Genomic DNA, 24,079 nt, shown 5'->3' on the forward strand with positions numbered 1-24,079 from the left:
CAGATCGGGAGACAACGATGCCACACGATACGCCCTTGATTTCGACAATCGTCGGCGGCCTCGTACTGGCTTTCATCTTCGGCGCCTTCGCCCATCGACTGCGTATGCCGCCGCTCGTCGGTTATCTGATCGCCGGCGTGCTTGTGGGGCCGCATACGCCAGGTTATGTGGCGGATCAGAATCTTGCGCCGGAACTTGCCGAAATCGGCGTCATCCTGCTGATGTTCGGCGTCGGGCTGCATTTCTCCCTGAAAGATCTGCTGTCGGTGCGCGGCATTGCCGTGCCCGGCGCGATCGTGCAGATCGCCTTCGCGACATTGCTCGGCTGGGGGCTTGGCGCCTTCATGGGCTGGCCGACCGGCGGCAGCCTGGTCTTCGGCCTGGCGCTTTCGGTCGCTTCCACCGTCGTGCTCCTGAAGGCGCTGCAGGAGCGACGCCTCGTCGAAACCGAGCGCGGCAGGATCGCCGTCGGCTGGCTGATCGTCGAGGATCTCGCCATGGTGCTGGCGCTGGTGCTGATCCCGGCCGCAGCCAGCATCGGCGGTGAGGGTCACGCTCCTGTCGAGCCGCTCTCGGCCGGGCTCAACCACCTGTTCGACCTCGATCTCGGCATCGGCGGCATGATCGCCATGACGCTGGTGAAGGTGGCGCTGTTCGTGGCGCTGATGCTGGTTTTCGGCCGTAAGCTCATTCCATGGACGATGCACCGCATCGCCCATACCGGTTCGCGGGAACTCTTCCGGCTCGGCGTGCTGGCGATCGCACTCGGCGTCGCCTTCGGAGCGGCGAAGCTCTTCGGCGTGTCGCTGGCGCTCGGCGCCTTCTTTGCCGGCATGGTGCTTGCCGAAAGCGAGCTCAGCCATCGAGCCGCGCAGGAAAGCCTGCCGCTACGCGACGCCTTTGCCGTGCTGTTCTTCGTCTCGGTCGGCATGCTGTTCGATCCGAACATCCTGATCGACAAGCCGCTGCCGATCCTCGCCACCATCTTCATCATCGTCATCGGCAAATCCGTCGCCGCCTTCCTGATCGTGCTCGCCTTCAAGAAGCCGCTCGGCACGGCGCTGACGATTTCGGCAAGCCTCGGCCAGATCGGCGAATTCTCCTTCATCCTCGCCGCCCTCGGCGTCGAACTTGGGCTGCTGCCGGGGGAGGGCCGCGATCTGATCCTTGCCGGCGCCATCATCTCGATCATCCTTAATCCGCTGCTGTTCTTCCTCTGCGACCGCATGCGGCCGCTGCTGGATGGTGCAAAGCGCGAAGACGTCGTGGCAGATCCTGCTCCCACTGCAGATGCAACAGCAGCGCAGGAGGAGATACCGCCCGAAGACGACGAGGTGCACCCGACCGCCCTCATCGGCCACTCCATTCTCGTCGGCTACGGGCGGGTTGGCAGCATCGTCGGACAGAATCTCAAGTCGTCTGCCACACCTTTTCTCGTCATCGAGGACTCCGACAAGCGCATCGGCGAGCTGAAGGCGCAGGGTATCGAAACTCTGTCGGGCAATGCGGTGATGCGGGAAACGCTCGACCTTGCCAATCTCTCTGGCGCCCGCAGCATTGCCATCGCCATCCCGAACGCCTTCGAAGCCTGCCGCATCGCCGAGCAGGCCCGCAGCGTCAATCCATCGATCCTCATCGTCGCCCGCGCCCATTCCGACGCCGAGGTCGATGAGCTGAAGCAATATGGCGCCGACACCGTCATCATGGGCGAGCGTGAAATCGCGCTGGGCATGGTTGACCGGCTCGCTCAAGTGCATCATGAGAGTGTGCCCTATGAAGACGGGCATGGGCCTGATACAATTATGCCGACGGATGACCCTCCGCCGGAAAAAGAATGAGAGATTGGCGCGCTTTTGAGCCGATACGGGAGTGACATCGCCGGGACGGAGAAGGTGGAGCTGGACCAGCGCCGTCTGACGAGCCGTATCGCCGCTTCCCTCCTCGTCGCCGTCCTTGCCTATCTCGGCCTGCTTTTCGGCGGCAATCTGGTGATCTCGCCGGCCGCCGCCGCCAATACGCTTTCCTCTTCCGATCGGGATTCGCAGCCAGCGCAGCTGACTGCGCGCGATGCCGTGCGCGGGTTGCTTGCCAGTGAACGCAAGCTTGCACCAAAGCAGGCGGCGCATGACGCCGGACCGCTTGCCCTTGCCGCCGCCCCGGCTGTCGATCTTTCCGGCTGGACCATGGCCGCGCCTCTTCCGGCATTTGAAGCTTCGCTTCATGCCGCAGTCTTCAGGACCCATCAGCCGCGCGCACCGCCGGCCGCTGCCTGACGCTCGCGCCGATCGGCGCTTCCGACCATTGACGACATGCCGCCAGCGCCCGAGCGCCGGCCCTCGATATCAAGGAATACAACATGCGTACTTCACGATGGCTGGTGGTCACCTATGCGGTGATCATCCTACTCGGCCTATTGATCGCCCTGCCGAACGTCCTGCCGCAATCCGTCCTCCAGCGCTTGCCGGCCTGGCTGCCGCATGAGCAGGTGTCGCTCGGCCTCGACCTTCGCGGCGGTTCGCACCTCGTTCTGGAAGTCGACGAAGCCGACCTGACCAAGGAGCGGCTGCAATCGCTGCTTCAGGACGCGCGCCGCGTGCTGCGCGAAAAGGGCATCCAGCCGAAAGCCGTGGTCCGCAGCCAGAACCAGATCGTCGTGACGCTCGCCGATGCCTCACAGAGCGATGCTGCCGTCACCGAACTCAAGACGCTTGCCAACCCGATCAGCACCGGCCTCAGCGCCGGCCAGGCGGATCTTGATGTCACGGCGAACGGCGCCACCATCACCGTCGGCTTCTCGCGGGCCGGCATCGCCGCCAATGTCGACAATGCCGTCCAGCAGAGCCTTGAAGTCATCCGCCAGCGCGTCGACCAGGTCGGCGTCTCCGAGCCGACCATCCAGCGCATCGGCGCCAACCGGGTGCTCGTCCAGCTTCCGGGCGCGCAGGATCCGTCGCGCCTGCGCGAACTTCTCGGCTCCACCGCCAAGATGTCGTTCCATATGCTGGCGCCGAACAACGCGCCCGGACCCGGCGTGACCATACTGAAGGACGATGAAGGCAATTCCTATCCGGTCCTCGACCGCGTCGAGATCTCCGGCGATCGCCTTTCGGATGCCCGTGTCAGCTTCGATCCGAACACGCGTGAGCCGATCGTCAGCTTCCGCTTCGACAGCGCCGGCGCCACCCGCTTTGCCGAAATCACCCGTCAGAACGTCGGCAATCCCTTCGCCATCGTCCTCGACAACAAGGTGCTGAGCGCGCCGGTCATCCGCGAGCCGATCACCGGCGGCTCCGGCCAGATCTCCGGCAGCTTCTCGGCCGACAGCGCAACGACGCTTGCCGCCATGCTGCGTGCCGGCGCCCTGCCCGCCAAGCTGACGGTCATCGAGGAACGCACCGTCGGCGCCGACCTCGGCGCCGACGCCATCAAGATGGGTATTTATTCCGGCCTAGTCGGCTTTGCTCTCGTCGCACTCTTCATCTTCGTTCTCTATGGCACCTGGGGCATCCTGGCGAATATCGCGCTGTTGATCCACACCATCCTGACCTTCTCGGCGCTAACGCTGGTTGGTGCGACGCTGACGCTACCGGGCATTGCCGGTGTCGTGCTCGGCATCGGCCTTGCGGTCGACGCCAACGTTCTCATCAACGAGCGTATTCGTGAAGAGACCCGCAAAGGTAAGGGCGCCTTTGCCGCCATCGATACGGGCTTCAATCGTGCCTATTCGACCATCATCGACGGCAATATGACGGCCCTGATCGCTGCGGCCATCCTGTTCTTTTTCGGTTCCGGGCCGGTTCGCGGCTTTGCCGTGACCATGGCGCTCGGCCTGATCATCTCGATGTTCACCTCAGTCGCCTTCGTGCGCGTCGCGATGATCGAGATCACCCGCCGCCGCAAGTTCAAGGTGCTGAACATCCGGCCATTGATCCCGTTCAGCCCCTATGACAAGCACATCGAATTCATGAAGGCGCGCTTCTTCGGCGTCACCGTTTCGGCGCTGCTTTCGATTGCCTCCGTCGTGCTCTTCATTCATCCGGGCCTCAACTACGGCGTCGATTTCCGCGGCGGCATCCAGATGGCCGTCAAGACGCAAGGGGCTGCTGATCTTGCGAAGTTCCGCGAAGGTTTGGACAGTCTCGGCCTCGGCGAAATCACGCTGCAGTCCTTCGGCGACAAGAACAGCATCCTCGTTCGCGCGCAGCGGCAGGAGGGCGGCGAAGAGGCGCAGACGGCAGCGGTTACCAAGCTGAAGGCCGAAGTCGCCAAGATCGATCCGACCGCCACAGTCGAAGGCACCGACGTCATCGGTCCGAAGGTCAGCGGCGAGCTTGCCTGGGCCGGCATCCTGTCGGTGGTGATCGCAAGCTTTGCGATGCTCATCTATATCTGGGTGCGGTTCGAATGGCCGTTTGCCGTCGGCGCGATCGTCACGCTGGTGCTCGACGTCACCAAGGCGATCGGCTTCTTCGCGATCACCGGCCTCGACTTCAACCTGACGGCGATCGCCGCCATCCTGACGCTTGTCGGTTATTCGGTAAACGACAAGGTCGTCGTCTATGACCGCATGCGCGAAAACATGCGGCTCTATAAGTCGATGCCGCTGCGCGAGATCATCGACAAGTCGATCAACGAGACCTTGGCGCGAAGCCTTTACACCAATGCGACGGCCTTCCTCGCGCTGGTGCCGATGGCGATCTGGGGCGGCAGCGCGGTCTCGAGCTTCGCGATCCCGATGGTCTTCGGCATTCTCGTCGCCGGCGCCTCGTCGATCTTCATCGCGGCACCCATCCTGCTCTTCCTCGGCGACTGGCGCCGCCGCCATGCCAAGGCGGCACCGGCAACCGATGAGGCAGTCGAGATCATTCCGCCGGAAGAGGGTCGCCCGCGCAAGTCCGCGAGCTAAAATCCCGTTAACGCATCCTTGAAGAGGGCGCCGGTTGCAGAGCCGGCGCCCTCTTTCTATTGTCGGCTACGGCATTATCTGCCAATTCAAAGTGTTACAGCGTCCTTTGCGCGTCTGAAAAGACACGCGGCGCTGTGAGAGATCGGGGAAACCGCCAGATGTCATCCGACCCAACGAGACCGCCGGAGACCACCGTTGCCGGAGACAGTGAGGAGCGCATCAAACGTTTTCTCGCAACCGCCTCGCACGACCTGCAATCGCCGCTCCGCCATATCACCATGTATGCCGAGCTGCTGCTCGACGATCTCGAGGCGACGCTCGACGGTGAACAGCTTCAGAGCCTGCGGATGATCATGGAAAAGGCGCAGACGGCGCATCGCCTCACCAAGGCATTGATGAGCCTTGCCGGCGGCACACCCCAGGTGACGCCTGAAGAGGTCGATCTGCAGGCGCTCGCCGAAAATATCTGGGCCGAACTGACCGACGAGACGGCGGGCGGCGAGGCGACGCTCGAAAGTGACGGACTGCCCTCCATCCGTACCGACCCTGCCCTCTTCGGTCTGGTGCTGCGGCACTTGCTGACCAATGCCCTCATTTATCGCGGGGAAGCGGCGCCGCATGTGGCCATCACGGCGGAGCGCGAGGGGACGGACTGGTTCATCCGGATTTCCGACAACGGGACGGGCATCGATCCCGCTTATCGGGAGCGAATATTCGAGCCTTTCTGGAAATTGCCGAAGCCGGGAACGGTCCAGGGCGCCGGTCTTGGACTGACGACGACGCGGGAGTTTCTGATGGCGCTTGGCGGCGATATCAGCCTCGAACATTCGGATGAAAGCGGCAGTCGCTTCATCATCCGCCTTCCGATTGCCTGAGATCAGAGCAATTTCAGCAAAAGCGTGCAGCGGTTTTGCCAAAGCGCGACAAGCGAATCTGAGAGATCGCGACGCGCTTTAGATGCTGTAATCGTCCTTCCAGAAATCCGGGACGTCATAGGTCACATATTCGCGGATGATGTGCTGCAGCGTCTGGGCATCGATTTCGTCCTTGCCGATGCGGAAATCGACGCCGTAATCCGGGAACTCCTGGAAATAGCCGCCCGATATATCGGTCGAGACGACGCCGATCGGGCCGGTGTAGCCGAAGCCGCGCAGTTCCGGCACCGTTTCGCGGAAATCGGCGTTCGGCAGAAGGCGGTTGTCGAGCAGGATGAGATCGAACCGCGCCAAGCGGATCTTTTCCAGCGCGTCACTGATCGAAGGCGCATATTCGACCTCGACGGCCGGCTCTGAGAGATCGGCGATCTTCTTCTTGAGCGCACGGAATTCGATGAATTCGTCGTCGACAAAGAGAACCTTCACGGCGTTCCTTCGGCCCGTTTCGGTGATCATCGTCTCATTTCCCCAATCCCGAAACCAACTTCACGAAACCAAACCATTCCTCAAGGCGATCGCCACCATATGAACGCGGTTGACGGCGTCAAGTTTGCGCGCGGCCGCGGTGATGTGCGAATTGACCGTATGTTCGGAGAGACCGAGAATGATGGCGATTTCCGCCGACGTCTTGCCTTCGCTCGTCCATTTGACGATTTCCGATTCGCGCTGGGTCAGCCGTCCGGACATTTCCGGCGTCAGGATTTCCTCGTAGAGCTTGTCGAAAATACGCATGGCGTCGAGAAGCATATCGGCGATCTCGCTCTGATCCGGCTCCTGGCGCTCGCCGCTGAGGACGAGGCAATATCGCCGCCCTTCCGGCGTGAACAGCGGGATGAAGAGAAAGACGCCGCTCAGGAACTCGTTGAAAACAAGATCGGACGGATAATCTTGCGGCTGTGCGCTCCTGCCATGGACCGGCGTTGCCAGGAACTGGGCGGTCTTCGCCCGGACGGTGCCCAGCGCTTCCTTCAATGTCGTGATGAAAAGGCCGACACGCCGCTCGGCAACATTGGTGATGACGATATCGCGTTCGCCGAAAGGGGCGGAAGCCTCGGAAATGCGGGCAAGCGCGAAATTGTCGAAGTTGTAATGCTGCGCCGCCGACTTCAGCAGACGGAAAAAATCGGTGCGGTTGATCGCCCGGCTCAGCTCCGGTCCGGCGTGAAAGGGAATTGCCGGGGCATTGTTCATTCCCACTCTTCCTCTCCTCTCGCCGATGCTTCCGATCCCGAAATCTTGGGATATACGTCTTAGACGCGAAGAGCTACAAAAAATGCGAGACAAGTTGATGAGAGATATCGAAAACGGGGACTTTCGATATGTAAGGCGGAAATCATCAATTATCTCAACGACAGGTGATGCACGGGCAGATTTTACTGAGGGGCAGTAGTTCTTACCTGGGTATCGTAAATCTTCTCGTGTTCAACATCCATGAATGCGAGAAGGCAGTGCCAGACGTAAGCGCGAGAGAACCGATAGACCCATTCAGCTAAGGGGTTGGCTGATGTTCGTGGCGGCGAACGCGGGTTGATCGGTTCTCTCAGCGCTTATTTTGCGTTCCATTTCCTTCGCTTCGGTTGCATCTTGTGATGCGCTCCCGACCTTGTCAATTGCGGTTTGTCGCATGCTCCAGGCGAGCGGCAGAGAATAGGCGGCCGGGCTTACGTCGTTTCCTACACTTCCAGATTGAGAATGATTGCGGCAAGGTCAAGCGGTTTTTCGAGATAGAAATCGGCGCCGGCCTCGAGCGCACGCGCGCGATCCTCATCGGCATCCGATCCGCTGCAGATTGCAAGCCGCATCGCCTTGAACCGAACATCCCTGCGCAGGCTCATCACCAGGCCAGTGCCGCTGTCGAGCGGCATGTAGAGATCGGTGATCAGCAGATCGGGCACGGCCTTGCCCTCCGCCGCGCGCGCCTCCAACGCCTCCAGCGCCATATCGGCGGTCGAAAAGCAGAATAGATCGACCTCTATCTGCTGCTTCCGGCTGATATATTCGAGATAGAAGAGGTCATCCCTGCTGTCATCGACGTAAAATAGGGTCGGCATCCACCACCGTGATTGGATATTGTTCGAACGAACGTCGCTGTCCTTAGAAATCACGATACCGCGGTTTCACGAAAATTCGATATACCTTACTGCGAGGCATTTCGCAAAAAGGGCGGCATCGGCTTCCCTTGCCTATTGAGTATTCGTTGATTTCGGAAAAAATGACCGCGCAAACCAAGGAGAATACGCGGGTGCAGGATAGCAGCGACGTGGACCTGCAAGACCAGCGGAGGCACTACCGTGCCTTTGCGATTGCCGTCGGCTGCCTGATGTTCCTTCTCGGCGTGACGGCGCTTGCCGGCTGGCTGCTGCAGGTCGAGATTGTCATTTCGCTGGTTCCTGGCTTTCCGTCGATGGCCTTCAACACCGCGCTCTGCTTCGTGCTTTCCGGCGCGGGGCTTGCCGCTTCGACACTCGCCGCCCGCCGTTTTCGAATAACGGCGACGATCACAGCGGGGCTTGCGGCGGCGATCGCCGCGGCCCGGCTTGTGGAAATCGTCATGATCGGGCGGACTTTTCACAATGTCGACGTGTTGATCTCGCGCTTCCTGGTTTCGCCGGATTTCATCGCTGAGATCGGCGGCGGCATGGGGCCGAACACGGCGCTGGTTTTCCTGATCGCCAATCTTTCGCTGCTACTCTCGCTCCAGGTGGAGAAGTCGAGAAACCAGGTGGTGCAGGAATTGACGAGCTATGTCGTCATCACCCTCGGCATGATCGCGCTGGCCAGCTATGTCACCGATGCCGAACAGGGCTACCGCTGGGGGCCTTATGCGGCGATGGCGCTGCATACGGCGGTCGGCATGGTGATCTTCGGCTCGGGACTTCTCGCCCGCTCCTGGTGGATGCAGCCAGCAAACCGGGCGCAAATCCCGCTCTGGATCCCGGCCGCGGTCTGCTTCACCGGTCTTCTCGTCGATCTCTATACGCCGCTGGGTGTCGCCAACGGCATTCTCTACGTGCCGCTGGTGCTGACGGCACTCTGGTTCGGAAACCGGAACGCGCCGCTTTTCTTCGCCTTTGCCTGCACCGTGCTCCTGATGCTCGGCTTCTTCGCCGTCAGGCACAACGAGGCGGCGTTCTGGCAGGAAATCGCCAACCGCACGATTACGGCTGCCACGCTTTGGCTGATAGCGATCCTCGTCTTCTATTTCATGCGCAACAACTACAATCTTGAAACCGAGCGCGTCCGCTTCGGCGCGCTGGTGCGCGGCACGCCTGATGCCGTCATCGTCATCGACGAGCGTGGAACGATCAGGAATTTCAACCCGGCGGCTGAAAGCATGTTCGGTTACTCCCCGCAGGAGACGATCGGCCGGAACATTAAGATGCTGATGCCCGAACCCTACCATTCCGAGCACGACGGCTATCTCGCCCATTACCGGCAGACCGGCGAGGAGCGCATCATCGGTACGACGCGCATGGTCTCCGGGCGACGCAAGAACGGCATCGTCTTTCCGATCGATCTTTCCATCAGCGCCGTCGTCACCGGCCATACGAAGACCTTCGTCGGTATCGTGCGCGACATCAGCGAGCGCGTCCGGCAGGAAGAACGGATGAAAACGACGCTTTTCCAGCTCGAGGCCTATACGGCCGAGCTCGAGCGCAGCAACCACGACCTCGATGAATTCGCCTATATCGCCTCGCATGATCTCAAGGAACCGCTGCGCGGCCTGCACAACCACTCCCGTTTCCTGTTGGAGGATTATGAAGACAAGCTCGACGTGGACGGCGTACGCCGGCTGAACCGGCTCGTGCGCCTCAGCCAGCGCATGGAGAAGCTCGTCAACGACCTTCTTTATTTCTCCCGGCTCGGACGCCAGCAGCTGGCGGTCAAACGCACCGATATCGGCCTGATCGTCAAGGATGTCGTCGCGACGATGGAGTTGCTGCTCGAGGAACGGCACGCCAAGGTGATCATCGACGGCCGGCTGCCGGAGGTGGTCTGCGACGCGCCGCGGCTGACTGAAGTGTTCCGTAATCTCATTACCAACGCGATCAAATACAACGACAAGCCCGCTCCGCTCGTCTCGATCGGCTATCTTGATCGGTTCGTCGGCAAGGACGGCACGGTTGCCCGCAACGTGTTTTTCGTTAAGGATAACGGCAAGGGCATTCCGCAGGAATTCCACGAGGATATTTTCCGCATTTTCAAACGGCTGGAAAAGTCACAGGATTCCGACGACGGGACCGGAGCGGGCCTCACCTTCGTTCGCAAGATCATCGCGCGGCACAATGGCGATATCTGGCTGGAATCCGAGGTCGGCACCGGCACGACATTCTACTTCACTCTGGGAAAAAAGCGCGAGGGGCAGAATGCAGCAGCGTGATACGCAACCGATCCTGATCGTCGAGGACAGCGAAGACGATTTCGAAGCGACGATGCGCGCCTTCAAACGCACCAACCTGCGCAATTCGATCCGCTGGGCGGCCTCCGGTCAGGAAGCGCTCGACATGCTGGCCGAGATGGTGCCGAAACCCGGGCTGATCCTGCTCGACCTCAACATGCCGGGCCTTGATGGTCGGAAGACGCTGGAGGCGATCAAGTCGAACGCCGGCTGGCGCAAGATCCCGGTGGTGATCCTGACCACCTCCGACGACGAACGCGATATCGAAGGCTGCTATGCGCTCGGCGCCAATACCTATGTGCAGAAGCCGGTGGATCTCGACGGGCTCTTCGCCGCGATCCAGCGGCTAAAGGAATACTGGTTCGAAATCGCGATCCTGCCACTCGAGGACTGACAGATTGGCGGAACACTGCTCTATTCTCATTATTGACGACAACATCGACGATCTCGAGGTCTATCGCCGCATATTGGGCCGCGTTTCCAGCACTGCCTATACCGTCGTGGAGGCGGAGACGGGCGAAGAGGGTCGTGCGCTGAACGGCCGGAAACGGCCGGACTGCATTCTGCTCGACTATTCGCTGCCGGGGCGCGACGGACTCGGCGTTCTTGCCGATATCCTGGAGGATGATCCCGCCGCCAACGTCATCATGCTGACCGGTCAGGGCAACGAAACCGTCGCAGTCGAGGTGATGAAGAGCGGGGCACGCGACTATCTGACAAAGGATTCGCTGTCGCCCGAGACACTGCATCGCTGCATTCAGAACGCCATCATGCACGGCATGCTGGAAGCAAAGCTGGAGCAGAAGCGGCAATCGCTTGAGATCTTCACCCGCGCCATGGCCCATGATTTGAAGGAGCCGCTCCGGACGATCAAATCCTTCAGCCGCATCCTGCACGGTTCTGCAGCGCTTCCGGCCGAAGACCGGGAACTGCTGGATTACGTGCTCAGCGCCGCCGACCATATGGAAGACTTGATCGTCAAGGTCTCGGGCTTCACCAAGCTCGAGGCCTCCGGCGGGTTGGAGCTCAAGCCGGTCTCGCTCTCCGATGTGCTCGACCAAGTGGAGGACAATCTGCGCCAGCAGACCGAAAGCCGCGGAGCCGTCATCATCCGCGGGGCGCTGCCGGAGGTCATGGGCGACGCGACGCTGCTGACCCAGCTCCTGCAGAACCTGGTGTCGAATGCCGTCCGCTATTGCGAGCATAAGGTTCCGGAGATCAGCATTACAGGCGAGGCGCAGGGCGATACCTGCCGCCTCACGGTACGTGACAACGGGCCCGGCATCGACCCCGCGCACCGTGAGCTGATCTTCCAGCCGTTCAAGCGTCTCGTCGGCCGCGGCATCGAAGGCACCGGGCTCGGCCTTGCCATCTGCCGCCGCATCGCGCAGATGCATGGCGGCTCGATCTGGTGCGAGGCAGAAAATGGGCCAGGCGCCACCTTTATTCTCGACGTGCCGCTCGCCGAGGCGAGGCCCGCGCCATCAGCCACATCCGCCGTCCCCCACAGCGCCAGGCCGGCGGCGCAGCCAGGCGAAGGTCCGGGCAGGCTCGCCGAAGTGCTGCTCGTCGAAGACAGCCCGGCCGACATTCAGCTTCTGAAGATCAAGCTGATGCGGCGGGACAAGGTGAATTTCAACCTGCATGTCGCCACCAACGGACGCGAGGCGATGCGGCTGCTCGAAGAACGCGCCGGCATCGTCGATGTGCCGCAGATCGACCTGATGCTGCTCGACATCAACATGCCGATCATGGACGGCTTCGAGGTGCTGCATGCACTTTCAGCCGACATCCGCCTCAAGCGAATTCCCGTCTGCATTCTCAGCACGTCCAGCGACGAGAGCGACATGCGGCGGGCCAGAAATCTCGGCGCGCGCGCCTATATGGTCAAGCCGCCGACCCTGCAGCAACTGGAAGAGGCGCTTGAAGATGTCGAACATTTGGAGTTGTTGCAGCGCGGCGATTCGCTTGCGCTTTGTGCGGAACAAAATTAAGCGATCGTCATTGGCAACGGTATGACCTTCGCAGCTCTCATACTCGCGCTCCTGACGACACCGCTTCAATCAGGACTGCTCTCGATGGTATCAGGCATACATCACGTCACGGCCGTCACCCGCAAGGTGCAGGCGAATGTGGACTTCTACGCGGGATTTCTCGGCATGCGGCTCGTCAAGCAGACAGCCGGTTACGAGGACGCGACGCAGCTTCATCTGTTCTATGGCGATGCGGCGGGAACGCCGGGATCCCTCCTCACCTTCCTCGCTTGGGAAGATGGTGCGCCCGGCCGAGCCGGTTACGGCCAGATCAGCGAAATTTCGTTGGCAATCGATCCCGCCAGCATCGGCTACTGGCTGACGCGGGCCATGAGCTTCGGTCTGAGATCCGAGGGACCGGCCGACGAATTCGGCGAGCCTGTCCTACGGCTGAAGGACCCTGACAACATCATCCTCAAGCTCGCGGGCGCAAAGGACCTCGCATCGCCGGCCGCCTGGGACGGCGCCTCGATCCCGGTCGAGCATGTCGTTCAGCGCGTGCGCGGCGCGACCATGCTGACTGAGAAGCCCGCCGAAAGCCGCAGCTTCCTCGAAACGCATTTCGGTTACCGCTTCCAGGCCAACCGCGGCACGATCGACAGGCTGGTGTCGCAATCTGGCGACGTCATCGACGTGCGCGATGCACGCGGCTTCTGGTCCGGTGCGCCGGGCACCGGCACGGTCGATCACGTTGCCTTCCGCGCCGCCGACGAGAAGACGCTGCTTTCGGTGCGCAAGGCACTGGAAGCGACGGATGGGTCGCCGACCAACATGCACGACCGCAAATATTTCCGCTCGCTTTATGCCCGCGAACCCGGCGGCACGCTGGTGGAGCTTGCCACCGACAAGCCCGGCATGACTGTTGACGAAGAGCATGCATCCCTCGGCACCAAGCTCTTCGCGCCGCCGGAAACGATCACCAATCTCGACGACCTGAAGGTGATTCTGCCCCAGTTTTCGATGCCCGGCCAGCCCCGCATCAACTACCGAGAACTGCCGTTCGTTCACCGCTTCTATACGCCGCCGAATCCCGACGGTAGTGTCTTCGTGCTCCTTCATGGCTCGGGTGGCAATGAGACGACGTTAATGCCGCTCCTGAACAAGGTGGCGCCTCGAGCAACCCTGATGGGCGTGCGAGGGCGCGCGACGGAAGAGGGTTTTCCACGCTGGTACAAGCGTATTACACCCTTCTCCTTCGATCAGAACGACATCAAGACTGAGGCCGAAGCCTTTGCGGCCTTCATCGAAGGCGCCGTCAAGTCCTACGGCCTCGATCCCAAGAAGGTGGTCTATGTTGGCTATTCCAATGGCGCCAACCTCCTGAACTCGCTGCTCTACCTGCACCCGAACCTTGTTCACAAGGCGGTGCTGCTGCGCTCCATGCCGGTGCTCAGCGACTATCCGCACGCCGATCTCAAGGGCACCGACCTGCTCGTCATCAGCGGCAAGACGGATGCCTACGGCAAATATGCGAGCGACTTGGAAGAGAAGCTGAAAAGTTCGGGCGCCACCGTCGATTCCGACGTTATCCCCGGTGGTCACGACCTCGGCGATGCCGATGTACCGATCATCCAGAAGTGGCTGCTGCAGAGGATGGGTGATGATCCGCAGCCGCTGGAGCAGCAAGCGGTTAAGCCGGCGCGCGAGACGTCCGGGCAACCATGATGCCGGCGAGCACCACCGCGGCGCCCAGCGCCTGCATCATCCCGATCGCCTCATTGAGCAGCGCCCAGGCGAGGATAGCGGCGACGACCGGCTGAAGCAGCAGCGTCAGCGATGAAAAGGCCGGCGGCAGATAGGCGAGCGCATAGGTGATCGCCACCTGCCCGCCGGCATGGCTGACAAAGGCGAGGCCGAAGAGGATCGACCAGCCAAAGACGGTTGCGGGCAGCATCTGGCCTTCGAAGAAGAAGGCTATCGGAAAGATGCAGACGGCTGCCGATGCCGTGCTCCAGAGCATGATGCGGATCGTATCGAAGCGGCTGCGCAACCTGCCGATCGCCAGGATATAGCAGGCATAGAAGAAGGCGGCGATCAGCGCGGCGCCGTCGCCGCTCAAATCGCCGTTACCGAGCCCTGCCGGTCCGCCTTTCAGAATAACCACTCCGGCGAGTGCCAGCACCAGTCCCATTAGGAAGACGACACTGGTTCTCGCCCCGAAAAACAGGACGGCGATCAGCGTGACGAAAACAGGCGCGAGATTTGCCAGCAGCGTCGCGTTGGCGACCGAGGTCATGGTGAGCGAAAGGTGCCAGGCGGCGAGATCGAGCGCCAACATGACGCCCGGGAGAGCCAGCATGCCATAGTCGGAAAGGCTTTGCGGCTTCGGCCCTGCATCCTTCTTCACGAACGAGACGATGAGGATCGGGATCAGCGCCAGCGCCACACGCCAGAAGGCCGTCGCCATCGGTCCGACCTCGGACAGTCTGACGAAAATCGGCGAGCCGCCGATCGCCGCCCCGCCGAGAAGGAGCGCCGCCAGGGCAAAACGATTGGAAGGCGAGGCTTCGGAAAGGGTAGAGGCAGCCTGCGACATGGTCTCGATATTTTTCGATCGCCCGAACAGGGGGCTGATGTTAGCCGCGGAATGCGTATCAGAAGTCGATCACCGGGGACAGTCGAAGAGCGACATATTGGTGGAAAATCAGGCAGGATGCCTATTCGTCGCGCTCGTCCGCAGCTTTTCGGCGATCTCACCGGCGATGAAGAAGGCATGCTCGGTCACCTGCGGCAGTCCCATCAGCTCGCCGAACGTGCCGCGCGCCAGCGGGCCGGAGATCAGCAGCGAAGGATCTGCCTTTCCTGACGGGCCGATCGCCTCCGAGCGCTCGGTGCAGGCAAGGCCGAGCCCGGTCGGATCGAGCGACAGGTGGCCGTCTGTCGCAAGTGCCGCAAGCCAGGGCTGGGTTTCAAGAATGCCGCCATGCGCCGGGCCGGTGGTGACGACGACGGCGTCATAACGTCTCTCCAGCGGCTGACGCTGATGACGCGGGTGCAGGGTGCAAAGAATGAACTCGCCCTCGATGCGCGCATCGGCAACCGAGCCGGCCAGGATATCGAGGCGACCTGCAGCAACCGCCGCGTCGAGCACCGCCTCGACCTGCGGGGCGATGCGGAAACGATGCACATCCCAATAGGGACGCAGATGGCGGACGAGACGGCGTCGTTCGGCAACCGGCAGCGCCTGCCAGAGATCGTATCCCTGCGCCCGCACCTGATCGATCACCCCATGCCAGCTTATGCCCTGCGCCTTCGCCGCACCTATGGCGGCGCGGATCCCTCTCAGCAGCGACACGGCTGAATGGGCCGCATCGGAGACGAAGTCGCCGAAGAGTTCCTGCGGTACCGGCGCATGCCCGCGAGACCGCAGACCGCGGCGCGAGATCGCGGTGACCGGACCGTCATGCCCGCGCTGCGCCAGCGAGGCAATGACATCGGCGGCCGTCAGGCCGTTGCCGATGATCAGCACCCGGTCCTGCGGGCGGATCACTTCGAGCACGCCCGGCTTGGTGGTATCGGCGACGAAACGGGGATGGGCAGCAAGCCGGGTCGCAAGCCGGCCGGGGGCTATCGGCGGCGGATGGCTGGTGGCGATCGCGACGATATCGGCCTCCGTCACGCCGCCTCTGTCGTCGAGGATCGACCAACGACCGGCACGGGCTTCGACAGCCGTCACCGCAGCGCGGCAATGACGCACGCTACCGTCTTCCAGTAGCGGCTTCAGCAGCGAGGCGACATATTCGCCGAACAGCCGGCGCCGGGGGAAGAGCGAGCCATCGGGCTGCCTGGCCTCAGGGTCGCCGGCGACGGCGTCACGGGCTTCGATCCAGGCCAGGAATTCGCCGAGGTCATCGGGCTGCAGGCTCATCTTGGCGGCTGGAACATTGATGCGGTGGGCCGGATCGGCCGTGTCATAGGCAAGGCCGCGGCCGAGTTCGGCGCGCGGCTCGAAGACCACGATGGCAGGCTTGCCGCAGTTGGCTCTCGCTAGATGATAGGCGACACCGGCGCCGGAGACACCGCCACCGATGATGGCGACGACGGGCTGTTCAGATGTCGGGAGAGGCTTGGGCTGCATGGTGGCCGGGATCATTGCTTTCGATGCCTGAGCATAGAAGCGGGGCAGTGGTCACGCAATCCTCCTCCCCGATTGTCTATAATTATTATGTAGATTTAGCCTTACGCCGATATCGTCGTCGAGAACTCGGGATTGCCGCGGATGGTGTTGCTCACCGTGCAGATCTCGTCTTCGGCGGCATGGGCGATTTTCTGTCGGGTTTCTTCGTCGATATCGCCCTTGATCGAAAAAGCGATGTTGAACTTGGCAACGCGCGAAAGGCCTTCCGTCGCCTTCTCACCGGTGACCTCGGCGGTGATCTCGCTGATCTTGTCGAGAACGCCCATCTGGCTGGCGACGATGCGGGCGCTCAGCACCAGGCAGGCCGAGAGCGAGGAATAGAGCAGATCGAGCGGATTGAAGCCCGGCTGCGACGGCGCGGTGACGATATCGATCTCGCCCTTGGTGGCGGAGGTGACATGCGGGAAACCGGTGCGGCCGACCACGGCGGTGGCGCCGGTCGGGCGGGGACGAACCTTGAGATCGGCCATATTGAAATCCTCTCGCTAATATCCTGCAGATAGTGATTCCGCCTGATGCGGCAATGGCAAAGCCCGCCCACCGGTTTCGGAACCTTTCCATCCCTCATCAGTTGAATACACCTGAACGAAATCAGTGACAAAGGTGGATTGCGATGGTGCATGTCCGCAGCATGGATAACCAAGGCCGGCGGATGGATGCGCGCGATCGGCTGATCGTCGCGCTCTATGCGCAGCTGAAGGCCGAGCGGGAGACGCGCGAAACGCTGGAATGGGCGATCCGCAACGGCGCCGTCTCCCAGGAAGTGCTGGAAGCCATCGCTGCCGATCCGGTTCCGGTCGTCACCAGCGAGGATATCGCATCGCTGGAGAAGATCGTTGCGCTCGACGAACGGCGCAAACCAAATCGGAACTAGCCGCCGACATCATGCACCCTATTTAGTTGAGAGAGGAGATTCGAAATGGCCGATATCACCTATCAGGTCGTGCCGCATGACAATGGCTGGGCCTATAAGCTCGGCGACACACTTTCGGAGACCTATGCGACAGCGGATGAAGCGATTATCCATGCCAAGGACGCTGCATCGCGCCAGAAGATCGGCAATGGCGATGCGTTGCTCGCCTATCCCGCACCCGACGGCCGCGGCTGGGCATTTCAGGAACTCGAAACCGACAAGAGCGGCAGCCGGCTCTGATCTGCGACGGAGGATGGAATGGCCGCTCGGGCAAGCTGGAAGGGTCATCTGAAGGTGGGCGACCTTGCCTGCGCCGTCGGGCTCTACACCGCCGTTTCCTCCTCCGACCGCGTCTCCTTCAACATCATCAACCGCAGGACCGGCCACCGGGTGGAACGGCAATTCGTCGATAGCGAGACCGGCAAGCCGGTCGAGCGGAGCGACCAGGTCAAGGGCTACCAGATGGAGAATGGCGACTACATCGTCATCGAGGGCGACGAGATCGCCGAAATCATGCCGGAAAGCGACAAGGTCCTCAATATCAAGGCTTTCATTGCCTACGACGATATCGACAAGCTTTATTTCGACCGCCCTTACTATCTCGCGCCCGTCGACGAACATGATGAGGAGGCGCTGTCGCTGATCGCCAGGGGCATGCGTGACGGCAAGGTCGCGGCTCTGGCCGAAGCCGTGCTTTTCCGGCGCAACCGGACGCTGCTGATCCGCCCGCATGACAACTACATCGTCGCGACGATGCTGAATTTCGACTACGAGGTGCGCTCGGCCGATACGGTTTTCGAAGACATTCCCGACATCAAGTTCGACAAGGAAATGATCGAACTTGCGGGCCATATCATTGGCACCAAGCACGGCAGCTTCGAACCGAGCACATACGAAGATCGCTACGAGGCTGCCCTTGTCGAGCTGGTGAAGGCGAAGATCGAGGGCCGGGCGCCACCGAAGAAGAAACCGGCTCCGGAACGCAAGGTCGTCGACCTGATGGAAGCGCTGCGCCAGAGCGCGAAGATGAGCGGCAAGGCGCCAGCAAAGAAGGTCCCGGCGAAGAAGAAGGCGCCTTCGCGCAGCGACAGCCGCAGCAAGAAGGCAAGCTGAGATGGCTCTCGAAACCTATCAGGCGAAACGCGATTTCACGGCCGATGCGGCTCGATGCCTTGCCGAGAGATCCCTAGGACGGGTTTTTCGCCTCGGCGAAACCGCTGGAGAAGAAGAGGCGATAGCGCAGATGCTTCTGCCGACCGTAGCTAACGGGGCTTGCGCCCATCTTCCGCAGCCAGGCTTTTCTTCAACGCATCCATGATATTGATGACATTGCCGGTCGATTTCACCGGTGCAGGTTTTTGCGCGGGCGCCGCCTTCTTCAGGCTCTGCTGCTTGCCGCGGATCATCGACTTTAGACGTTTCTGGATCGGATCCTGCACCATGGTCGGGCTCCAATCCTTCGTCTCTTCCTTCACCAGTTGCTTCATCAGCGTCAGCAGCTTGGTGTCGATCTCGGTTTTGTCGTCGAGTTCGGCAACGGGATCACGCACCTCGTCGCCATAACGCAGGGTCCACAGAACGATGCCTTTGCCCAGCGGTTCCAGCAGCACCGCACGCTCGCGGCGATAAAGGACAAGGCGGGCAATGCCGACGACGTCATTTGCCTTCATCGCCTCGCGGATGACGCAAAAGGCTTCCACGCCGACCTTGTCCTCCGGCGCCAGAAAATGCGGTTTGTCGTACCAGATCCAATCGATCGAGCCGCGCGGCACGAATGTGTCGATCTCGATGGTGCGGGTGCTTTCGAGCCCGACTTCCTCGATCTCTTCGTCCTCGAGAAGGACATAGTCGTCTTCGCCGCGCGGATAGCCCTTCACCTGGTCCCGCTCGGCCACCGGTTTGTGGGTGACGCTGTCGACATAACGGCTTTCGACGCGGTTCTTCGTCTGGCGATTGAGGACGTGGAAACGGACCTTGTTGCTTTCGGTCGTTGCCGGCGTCAGCGAGACGGCCGCGGTGACGAGCGAGAGCTTGAGATAGCCTTTCCAGAATGTCTGACGTGCCATGTCTGTCCTGTCTCCCGGACACGGTTGGGCATTGCAATCAACGGCGGGTTCGGTCTTTGGTTCCGGCAATTGAAGATTTCGTTGATCAGATGCGGTGGGTGCATTTCCCTTTCATGGATCGGCTGCCATGCCCGAGCATTGCGGGCGGAGGGACCAGAGCCACTCTTTCCTTGCCACCGCCATTTTCCTCTTCAATAATGAAAGCCCCAAGACGTCAGGATATCGGTAATCTGAATGTTGCGACTTTTCGCCAACCTCGTCATCGTCCTCGCATGCAATTTCTTTCTCATCGTCGGCAATGCTGGCACGTCCTTCGCACAGGAATGCCCTGACCCGACAAAAGCCACGAATGCCTCGGCTCAGCAAAAGCAGGCAAGCAAGCGACTTAATCGCGCTCTTCCGAGCTATCGCGCCAGATCGGCCCGATACAACATGGCTCTTGTCGGTGATTCCCTCGTCGAACTCTGGCAGCCCTGGATCAAGGACAGCTTTCCCACCCGCCCGGTGATGAACCTCGCGGTCGCCGGCGACACCACGCAAAATGCATTGTACCGTCTCGAGGGTTTAGACCTTCCGGATTTCCATCCCGCGGATGTCGTCGTGCTTATCGGCACGAACAACCTGGGTGCGAAAACTGCGCCATGCGCAGTAGCAACTGGTGTCGTGGCTGTTGTTAGCAAGGTTCGCGCTCTTTGGCCGGGCGCCCATATTTACGCGTTATCCATACCGCCTCGGGGCAAGCGCTATGCCTTCTACGAGGATGTACGAATTCCGGCCAACCAACTTGTCGCATCGTCATTGGCTGAAATGCCGGGTGTCACGTTCGTTCAAATGAACGATGATATGTTGCGGTGCGGTAAGCCAAGCGATAAAGAATGTTCCAACTACAAGCCTGACCATCTTCATTTCAATGAAGGGGCATACAAGCTGATCACGAGCTTCCTCGCCGCAGCGGGTCTGCAGCTTTGATTTTTGCCGCTCAGGTGGTTACCAAAACGTAAGGCGGAATGTCATGAGCACCTCATTTGACAGCTACCAACCGATTGGCCTGCAAAGACATAGACCCAGAGCTCGTGCGCAATATCGCATTCGGCGTGAAACCCTCGTTCGGATCGTCCTTTCGGCAATATTTTATATTTCCCTCTGGAGAGCGACTGGCATGTGGTACGGGCTGCCCGCCGACTTCCAGGAGGGTGTCGGCAAAGATCCCATGCCAATGCGACTGCTGCTGATGTCGCTCGTTCCACTCATTGGCCTCTACTGTTTGCTGGAGCCCAGGCGAGTCGTTGAATTGCTCCGCAGCGCCTCGCCGCTGCTTGGCATAGTCTTCTTATGCGTCTTTCTCTCGATCGCTTTTTCCGTCAGCGTTACAGCCTCGCTCCGAGCTCTCGTGGCCGTCGCATTGCTGACAGCTGGACCCCTTCTTTACAGAGCCCGTTATGGAGCCGTTGACACATTTGAAAGCCTGGCGAAATTTGCCATCGCGACGGCTTTCATCAATATTCTTTACACGGCAGCCTTTCCCCGGTTTGCGGTGATGAGAGGCAGCTATGCCGGGATGGTGAAAGGGGCGTTCTACCACAAAAACATGCTCGGCCAGTTTTCGGCAACAAACTTCATCTTGCTGCTTCCAGCCCTGCCGATGTGGCGTCTGCGCTATTATGATCTCCTGCGATGGGCGGCAATGCTGCTCTACCTCGTGCTCATCGTGCTGGCGAAATCATCAACGGCGATCATCCTGCTTTCAATTGGAATAGCTGTATACTACGGAATGAGCTGGATTCAGCGCTTTCCAGGCCGGATATTCAGATCCTTCGTCGTTCTTCTTGCATTCGCTCTGCTGGGCTTCGTCGTCTCCGTCGCGTTGATGGGTGTGGCACAGGCGATTGCCGAGTCATTCGGGAAAGACCTTACGCTCAGCGGACGTACGAATGTCTGGGAACAGCTGCTGCCGCTGATCTACGAGCGGCCGCTTTCAGGCTGGGGATTTGCCTTGTTCCGACAGCCCGATATCATGGAGCAATATGTTCGCCTAACGTGGGACGCTCAATCCACCCACAACACCTACATCGAACTTGCGCTGAACATGGGCATACCCGCGACCATAATCTGGACGTCGTTCGTCGTGGTGCGGCTCGTGGCGAAGATGACCTCGTCGCCTCTCAATCGAGCCCTCGCCATCACCAAGAGAAAGGAGGTTGTCATTATCCTGCTGATCTTGATCGGCGCATTCACCGAAGCCGGAATGATGCTCGCCCCCTTCATCTTATGGCCCCATACGGTGATCGCACTTTCGAGCCTTGGCCCGGAGTTCCTGTCCCGCTTCCGCAAGCCGAACCAGGCAGGCGCGCAACATGCATCAGGCTAAAAAGATGACTTCAAATAATCGTAGACTGGTTGGCCTCGATGGGATTCGTGGCTTGGCGGCTATTTGTGTGGCAGTGCATCACACCGAAGGTTTTGTCGGATTTGATGCAGCACCTGCCGCCTATCTCGCCGTCGACTTGTTTTTTTGTCTCAGCGGCTTCGTGATCGGCCACGCCTATGAGAGGAAACTCATTCAAGAGTCTTCGCTTTCTGCCAATGATTTCGCCGTCAAGCGTCTTATCCGCTTGTATCCCCTCTATCTGCTCGGTTTACTGCTCGGCGTCCTCGCATATGCAGGCATGTCGCTCAGCAGAAATCAGCAAATGGATCCCCTGCTGTTTGCCACCTCGTTGATTGCCTCGATGTTCTTCCTGCCGGCGATCGGTGGAACATCGCTGAAGGCGCCGAACCTGTTCCCCTTCAACGGTCCGTCATGGTCTCTATTCCTGGAGATCGTGATCAATCTCGCCTACGGCTATACGGCGAGATTGCTGTCCAACGGTGTGCTCGCTGTCATCCTCCTTGCGTCATGGGGTTGGCTGGCGGCGCAAACGCTGGCCCATGGAAGCGCTGACCTGATCCCGCTCGACGGGGCCTTGCTCTCCGGATTTCCCCGCGTTCTCTTTTCTTTCAGCCTCGGTATCCTGATGTACCGCTACCGGCAGCGGCTTTCCCCTTCGGGCATCGGAAAAGCAGCCGCGGTGACAACAATCGTTGTCGCGACTGCTCTTCTTGTCTTCCAGGCGCCAGCCGCCTGGGTTGGCATAAAGGACCTGATTGTCATCACTGCTTTATTTCCTATCGCCGTGCTTGTCCTTTACACAGCCAACTTCGATGGCATGCTGCGGCAGCCCCTTCTTATTGCGGGAGAGGCGTCCTACGCGCTCTATGCAATTCATGTTCCGCTGCTGGGATTGCTGTTGGGAGCCTGGAAAGCCGCTGGCCTCGGACAACCGCCGGCCTGGGCGATCTTTGCCGTCGTTCTTCCGCTGATCGTCGTATTGGCCATTGTCGTCACCCGCCTCTACGATGAACCGGTTCGCAAAGCGCTCAGTGCAGGAAAGGCCATGAGGCTTCGTTGGCGCCGATCCTGATTTTAGCGCGATGCGAGGATTGAAAGAGTTACAGCGCCGTGCAGCCAAGCGATATGCCGCCTAAGTCGAGAGGTAGCGCTTGCGCCAAGGCAGCATGTGTTCCTCCCATGCGCGCGGCGTGAAATCGTCATAGGCAGTCTCAGCGATCGCCAGCATCCAGTTCTGCTCCTTGCGGGCCAGCAGGACGCATGACAATTCCATGCCAGGCTCGACCGTAATGGAAGGCCTATTGGCGCCTGGAATATCGATCCCCTTGTTCCGCCACTGGATGCGGATTTCGTCGGGCTCGGATGTCCATTCGCCGGAGGCAACGGAAGCGTTGCCGTCGGGCTTGAAGCGAAGCGGCGGCGGGGTGACATTCAGAAAGCTGCCATCGTTGCGATAGTTGCCATCGATATCACCTGCAGTCGTTTTGCCGTTTCCCTTGAGAACGATGTCCTGCTCGCACCGCAGGAATATGTTGCGCCGAAAGCTGCCGGACCACCGACGGTTGGCGAAGAACGCGATGTCGCATTGGCTAATGACGTTGTCGTGGATATCGATGTCTTTGCGAAATGCCCGTTCCTGATCCGAAAAGCCGCTTAGGCTGACGCCACGATTGGCGTTCTCGATCCAGTTGTCATAAATGTGATGGCCGGCGTGGTCGGCCTTGTCGCCGATGCCGTAGCCGAAGGAATAATCATTCATCCTGCCATCGCGCATGATGTTGCTGCGCACCACGGCGTCATCCCCAATCGACGAAAAGGAGAAATTCTTGCCGCCGATGAAATTGTATTCGACCAGGTATTTTCGAGTTTTGTCGCAGACCAGCGCGCCCTTGTTCGATGCGCTCGCCGGCGACTGCAGGAAGAGGTTACCGCGGATCACGATATCGGAGCTGATATTGTCGTCGCTGTTTTGATAGGCGAACTGGCAGCAGTCTGCTCCCTCGCCCGGAGCCGCGCCGATGCGATTATTCTCCAACAGCACGTGCGTCGTCTTCGTCAGGTAGATGCCGTCGCCCTTCACATTCTCTGTTTCACAGCGCCTGACGGTGAGGTTCTTGCCATTGTGAAATTTGAAGCCTCGAGGAGAGTTCTTGACGATAACGTCTTCGATCACCGTATCGGAAAACACCTGATAGGCGACGCCGACATCGGGCGCACCGTCGATGACCTGTCCGCGTGTGGACGCGCCGTGAATTTTCTTTCGCAGGATGGCGGTCATGGCATTTCCTTCGATACTGGTG

The 24,079-nt window shown here is 60.4% G+C and carries 22 protein-coding genes; 14 read left to right on the forward strand and 8 right to left on the reverse strand.

Annotation, left to right across the window (positions count from 1 at the left end; genetic code table 11):
- Positions 1-17 precede the first annotated feature (17 nt).
- The 4 genes from ybaL to G9X64_RS20905 all read left to right on the forward strand — a co-directional run bounded on the left by ybaL (position 18) and on the right by G9X64_RS20905 (position 5,781).
- The gene (ybaL, locus tag G9X64_RS20890; RefSeq protein ID WP_171377352.1) at positions 18-1,838 is read left to right on the forward strand and encodes a YbaL family putative K(+) efflux transporter; all 1,821 of its coding nucleotides are present in this window, start codon (positions 18-20) and stop codon (positions 1,836-1,838) included.
- Between the two features lie 54 nt (positions 1,839-1,892).
- On the forward strand, positions 1,893-2,273 hold the full coding sequence (locus G9X64_RS20895) for a hypothetical protein (protein WP_168310573.1): 381 nt from the start codon (positions 1,893-1,895) through the stop codon (positions 2,271-2,273).
- Positions 2,274-2,356: 83 nt separating this feature from the next.
- Complete coding sequence (gene secD / locus G9X64_RS20900) at positions 2,357-4,906, forward strand: protein translocase subunit SecD (RefSeq protein WP_168310525.1); 2,550 nt, start codon at positions 2,357-2,359, stop codon at positions 4,904-4,906.
- Between the two features lie 158 nt (positions 4,907-5,064).
- Positions 5,065-5,781, forward strand: coding sequence for a sensor histidine kinase (locus G9X64_RS20905; protein WP_168310526.1), 717 nt, complete (start codon positions 5,065-5,067; stop codon positions 5,779-5,781).
- A gap of 78 nt (positions 5,782-5,859) precedes the next feature.
- Here G9X64_RS20905 and G9X64_RS20910 read toward each other — a convergent pair whose 3' ends face one another.
- The 3 genes from G9X64_RS20910 to G9X64_RS20920 all read right to left on the reverse strand — a co-directional run bounded on the left by G9X64_RS20910 (position 5,860) and on the right by G9X64_RS20920 (position 7,892).
- The gene (locus G9X64_RS20910) at positions 5,860-6,297 is read right to left on the reverse strand and encodes a response regulator (protein WP_168310527.1); all 438 of its coding nucleotides are present in this window, start codon (positions 6,295-6,297) and stop codon (positions 5,860-5,862) included.
- A 30-nt stretch (positions 6,298-6,327) separates the two neighbouring features.
- Complete coding sequence (locus G9X64_RS20915; RefSeq protein WP_168310528.1) at positions 6,328-7,032, reverse strand: helix-turn-helix transcriptional regulator; 705 nt, start codon at positions 7,030-7,032, stop codon at positions 6,328-6,330.
- A gap of 482 nt (positions 7,033-7,514) precedes the next feature.
- A complete protein-coding gene (locus tag G9X64_RS20920) occupies positions 7,515-7,892 on the reverse strand; it encodes a response regulator (protein ID WP_168310529.1) in 378 nt (125 codons plus the stop codon).
- 191 nt (positions 7,893-8,083) lie between these two features.
- On the opposite strand from G9X64_RS20920, the gene G9X64_RS20925 reads away from it, so the two are divergent.
- From G9X64_RS20925 to G9X64_RS20940, 4 genes are read left to right on the forward strand one after another with little or no spacing between them, the layout of a single operon-like run.
- The gene (locus G9X64_RS20925; RefSeq protein WP_168310574.1) at positions 8,084-10,222 is read left to right on the forward strand and encodes a sensor histidine kinase; all 2,139 of its coding nucleotides are present in this window, start codon (positions 8,084-8,086) and stop codon (positions 10,220-10,222) included.
- Positions 10,209-10,634, forward strand: coding sequence for a response regulator (locus G9X64_RS20930; protein WP_003545468.1), 426 nt, complete (start codon positions 10,209-10,211; stop codon positions 10,632-10,634). The genes G9X64_RS20925 and G9X64_RS20930 overlap by 14 nt, the downstream gene beginning before the upstream one ends.
- Before the next feature lie 4 nt (positions 10,635-10,638).
- Positions 10,639-12,234: a response regulator gene (locus tag G9X64_RS20935; RefSeq protein ID WP_168310530.1), complete on the forward strand. Its 1,596-nt coding sequence runs from the start codon at positions 10,639-10,641 to the stop codon at positions 12,232-12,234.
- A gap of 21 nt (positions 12,235-12,255) precedes the next feature.
- On the forward strand, positions 12,256-13,938 hold the full coding sequence (locus tag G9X64_RS20940) for a VOC family protein (protein ID WP_205917349.1): 1,683 nt from the start codon (positions 12,256-12,258) through the stop codon (positions 13,936-13,938).
- On the opposite strand, the gene G9X64_RS20945 is transcribed toward G9X64_RS20940, so the two are convergent.
- The 3 genes from G9X64_RS20945 to G9X64_RS20955 all read right to left on the reverse strand — a co-directional run bounded on the left by G9X64_RS20945 (position 13,904) and on the right by G9X64_RS20955 (position 16,881).
- On the reverse strand, positions 13,904-14,809 hold the full coding sequence (locus G9X64_RS20945; RefSeq protein WP_168310531.1) for a DMT family transporter: 906 nt from the start codon (positions 14,807-14,809) through the stop codon (positions 13,904-13,906). The two genes, G9X64_RS20940 and G9X64_RS20945, sit on opposite strands and share 35 nt — an antisense overlap.
- Positions 14,810-14,917: 108 nt before the next feature.
- The gene (locus G9X64_RS20950) at positions 14,918-16,366 is read right to left on the reverse strand and encodes an FAD/NAD(P)-binding protein (RefSeq protein ID WP_171377353.1); all 1,449 of its coding nucleotides are present in this window, start codon (positions 16,364-16,366) and stop codon (positions 14,918-14,920) included.
- A gap of 86 nt (positions 16,367-16,452) precedes the next feature.
- Positions 16,453-16,881, reverse strand: coding sequence for an OsmC family protein (locus G9X64_RS20955; RefSeq protein WP_168310532.1), 429 nt, complete (start codon positions 16,879-16,881; stop codon positions 16,453-16,455).
- A gap of 143 nt (positions 16,882-17,024) precedes the next feature.
- On the opposite strand from G9X64_RS20955, the gene G9X64_RS20960 reads away from it, so the two are divergent.
- Genes G9X64_RS20960 through ku (G9X64_RS20970) form a run of 3 tightly spaced genes read left to right on the forward strand, consistent with a single transcriptional unit; the run spans position 17,025 to position 18,437 of the window.
- Positions 17,025-17,285 (forward strand): hypothetical protein, encoded by a 261-nt coding sequence (locus tag G9X64_RS20960; protein ID WP_168310533.1) that lies wholly within the window; start codon positions 17,025-17,027, stop codon positions 17,283-17,285.
- 45 nt (positions 17,286-17,330) lie between these two features.
- Positions 17,331-17,564 carry a DUF2188 domain-containing protein gene (locus tag G9X64_RS20965; protein WP_064647874.1) on the forward strand — a complete coding sequence of 78 codons (234 nt, stop codon included), beginning with the start codon at positions 17,331-17,333 and terminating at the stop codon, positions 17,562-17,564.
- 18 nt (positions 17,565-17,582) lie between these two features.
- The gene (gene ku, locus G9X64_RS20970) at positions 17,583-18,437 is read left to right on the forward strand and encodes a non-homologous end joining protein Ku (RefSeq protein ID WP_168310535.1); all 855 of its coding nucleotides are present in this window, start codon (positions 17,583-17,585) and stop codon (positions 18,435-18,437) included.
- 149 nt (positions 18,438-18,586) lie between these two features.
- On the opposite strand, the gene ku (G9X64_RS20975) is transcribed toward ku (G9X64_RS20970), so the two are convergent.
- Positions 18,587-19,390: a non-homologous end joining protein Ku gene (ku, locus tag G9X64_RS20975; protein WP_168310536.1), complete on the reverse strand. Its 804-nt coding sequence runs from the start codon at positions 19,388-19,390 to the stop codon at positions 18,587-18,589.
- A 234-nt stretch (positions 19,391-19,624) separates the two neighbouring features.
- Between ku (G9X64_RS20975) and G9X64_RS20980 the strand changes: the two genes are divergently transcribed.
- The 3 genes from G9X64_RS20980 to G9X64_RS20990 are packed head-to-tail and all read left to right on the forward strand — an operon-like array spanning position 19,625 to position 22,851.
- Positions 19,625-20,359 (forward strand): GDSL-type esterase/lipase family protein, encoded by a 735-nt coding sequence (locus G9X64_RS20980; protein ID WP_168310537.1) that lies wholly within the window; start codon positions 19,625-19,627, stop codon positions 20,357-20,359.
- A gap of 43 nt (positions 20,360-20,402) precedes the next feature.
- Positions 20,403-21,758, forward strand: a complete 1,356-nt coding sequence (locus G9X64_RS20985; protein WP_171377354.1) for an O-antigen ligase family protein — start codon at positions 20,403-20,405, stop codon at positions 21,756-21,758.
- A complete protein-coding gene (locus G9X64_RS20990; protein ID WP_168310539.1) occupies positions 21,745-22,851 on the forward strand; it encodes an acyltransferase family protein in 1,107 nt (368 codons plus the stop codon). Before G9X64_RS20985 ends, G9X64_RS20990 begins: the two co-directional genes overlap by 14 nt.
- 60 nt (positions 22,852-22,911) lie before the next feature.
- Here G9X64_RS20990 and G9X64_RS20995 read toward each other — a convergent pair whose 3' ends face one another.
- The gene (locus G9X64_RS20995) at positions 22,912-24,057 is read right to left on the reverse strand and encodes a right-handed parallel beta-helix repeat-containing protein (protein WP_168310540.1); all 1,146 of its coding nucleotides are present in this window, start codon (positions 24,055-24,057) and stop codon (positions 22,912-22,914) included.
- Positions 24,058-24,079: the final 22 nt, after the last annotated feature.

This window comes from Rhizobium sophorae, from assembly GCF_013087515.1.
GTDB classification, from domain to species: Bacteria; Pseudomonadota; Alphaproteobacteria; order Rhizobiales; family Rhizobiaceae; genus Rhizobium; species Rhizobium sophorae.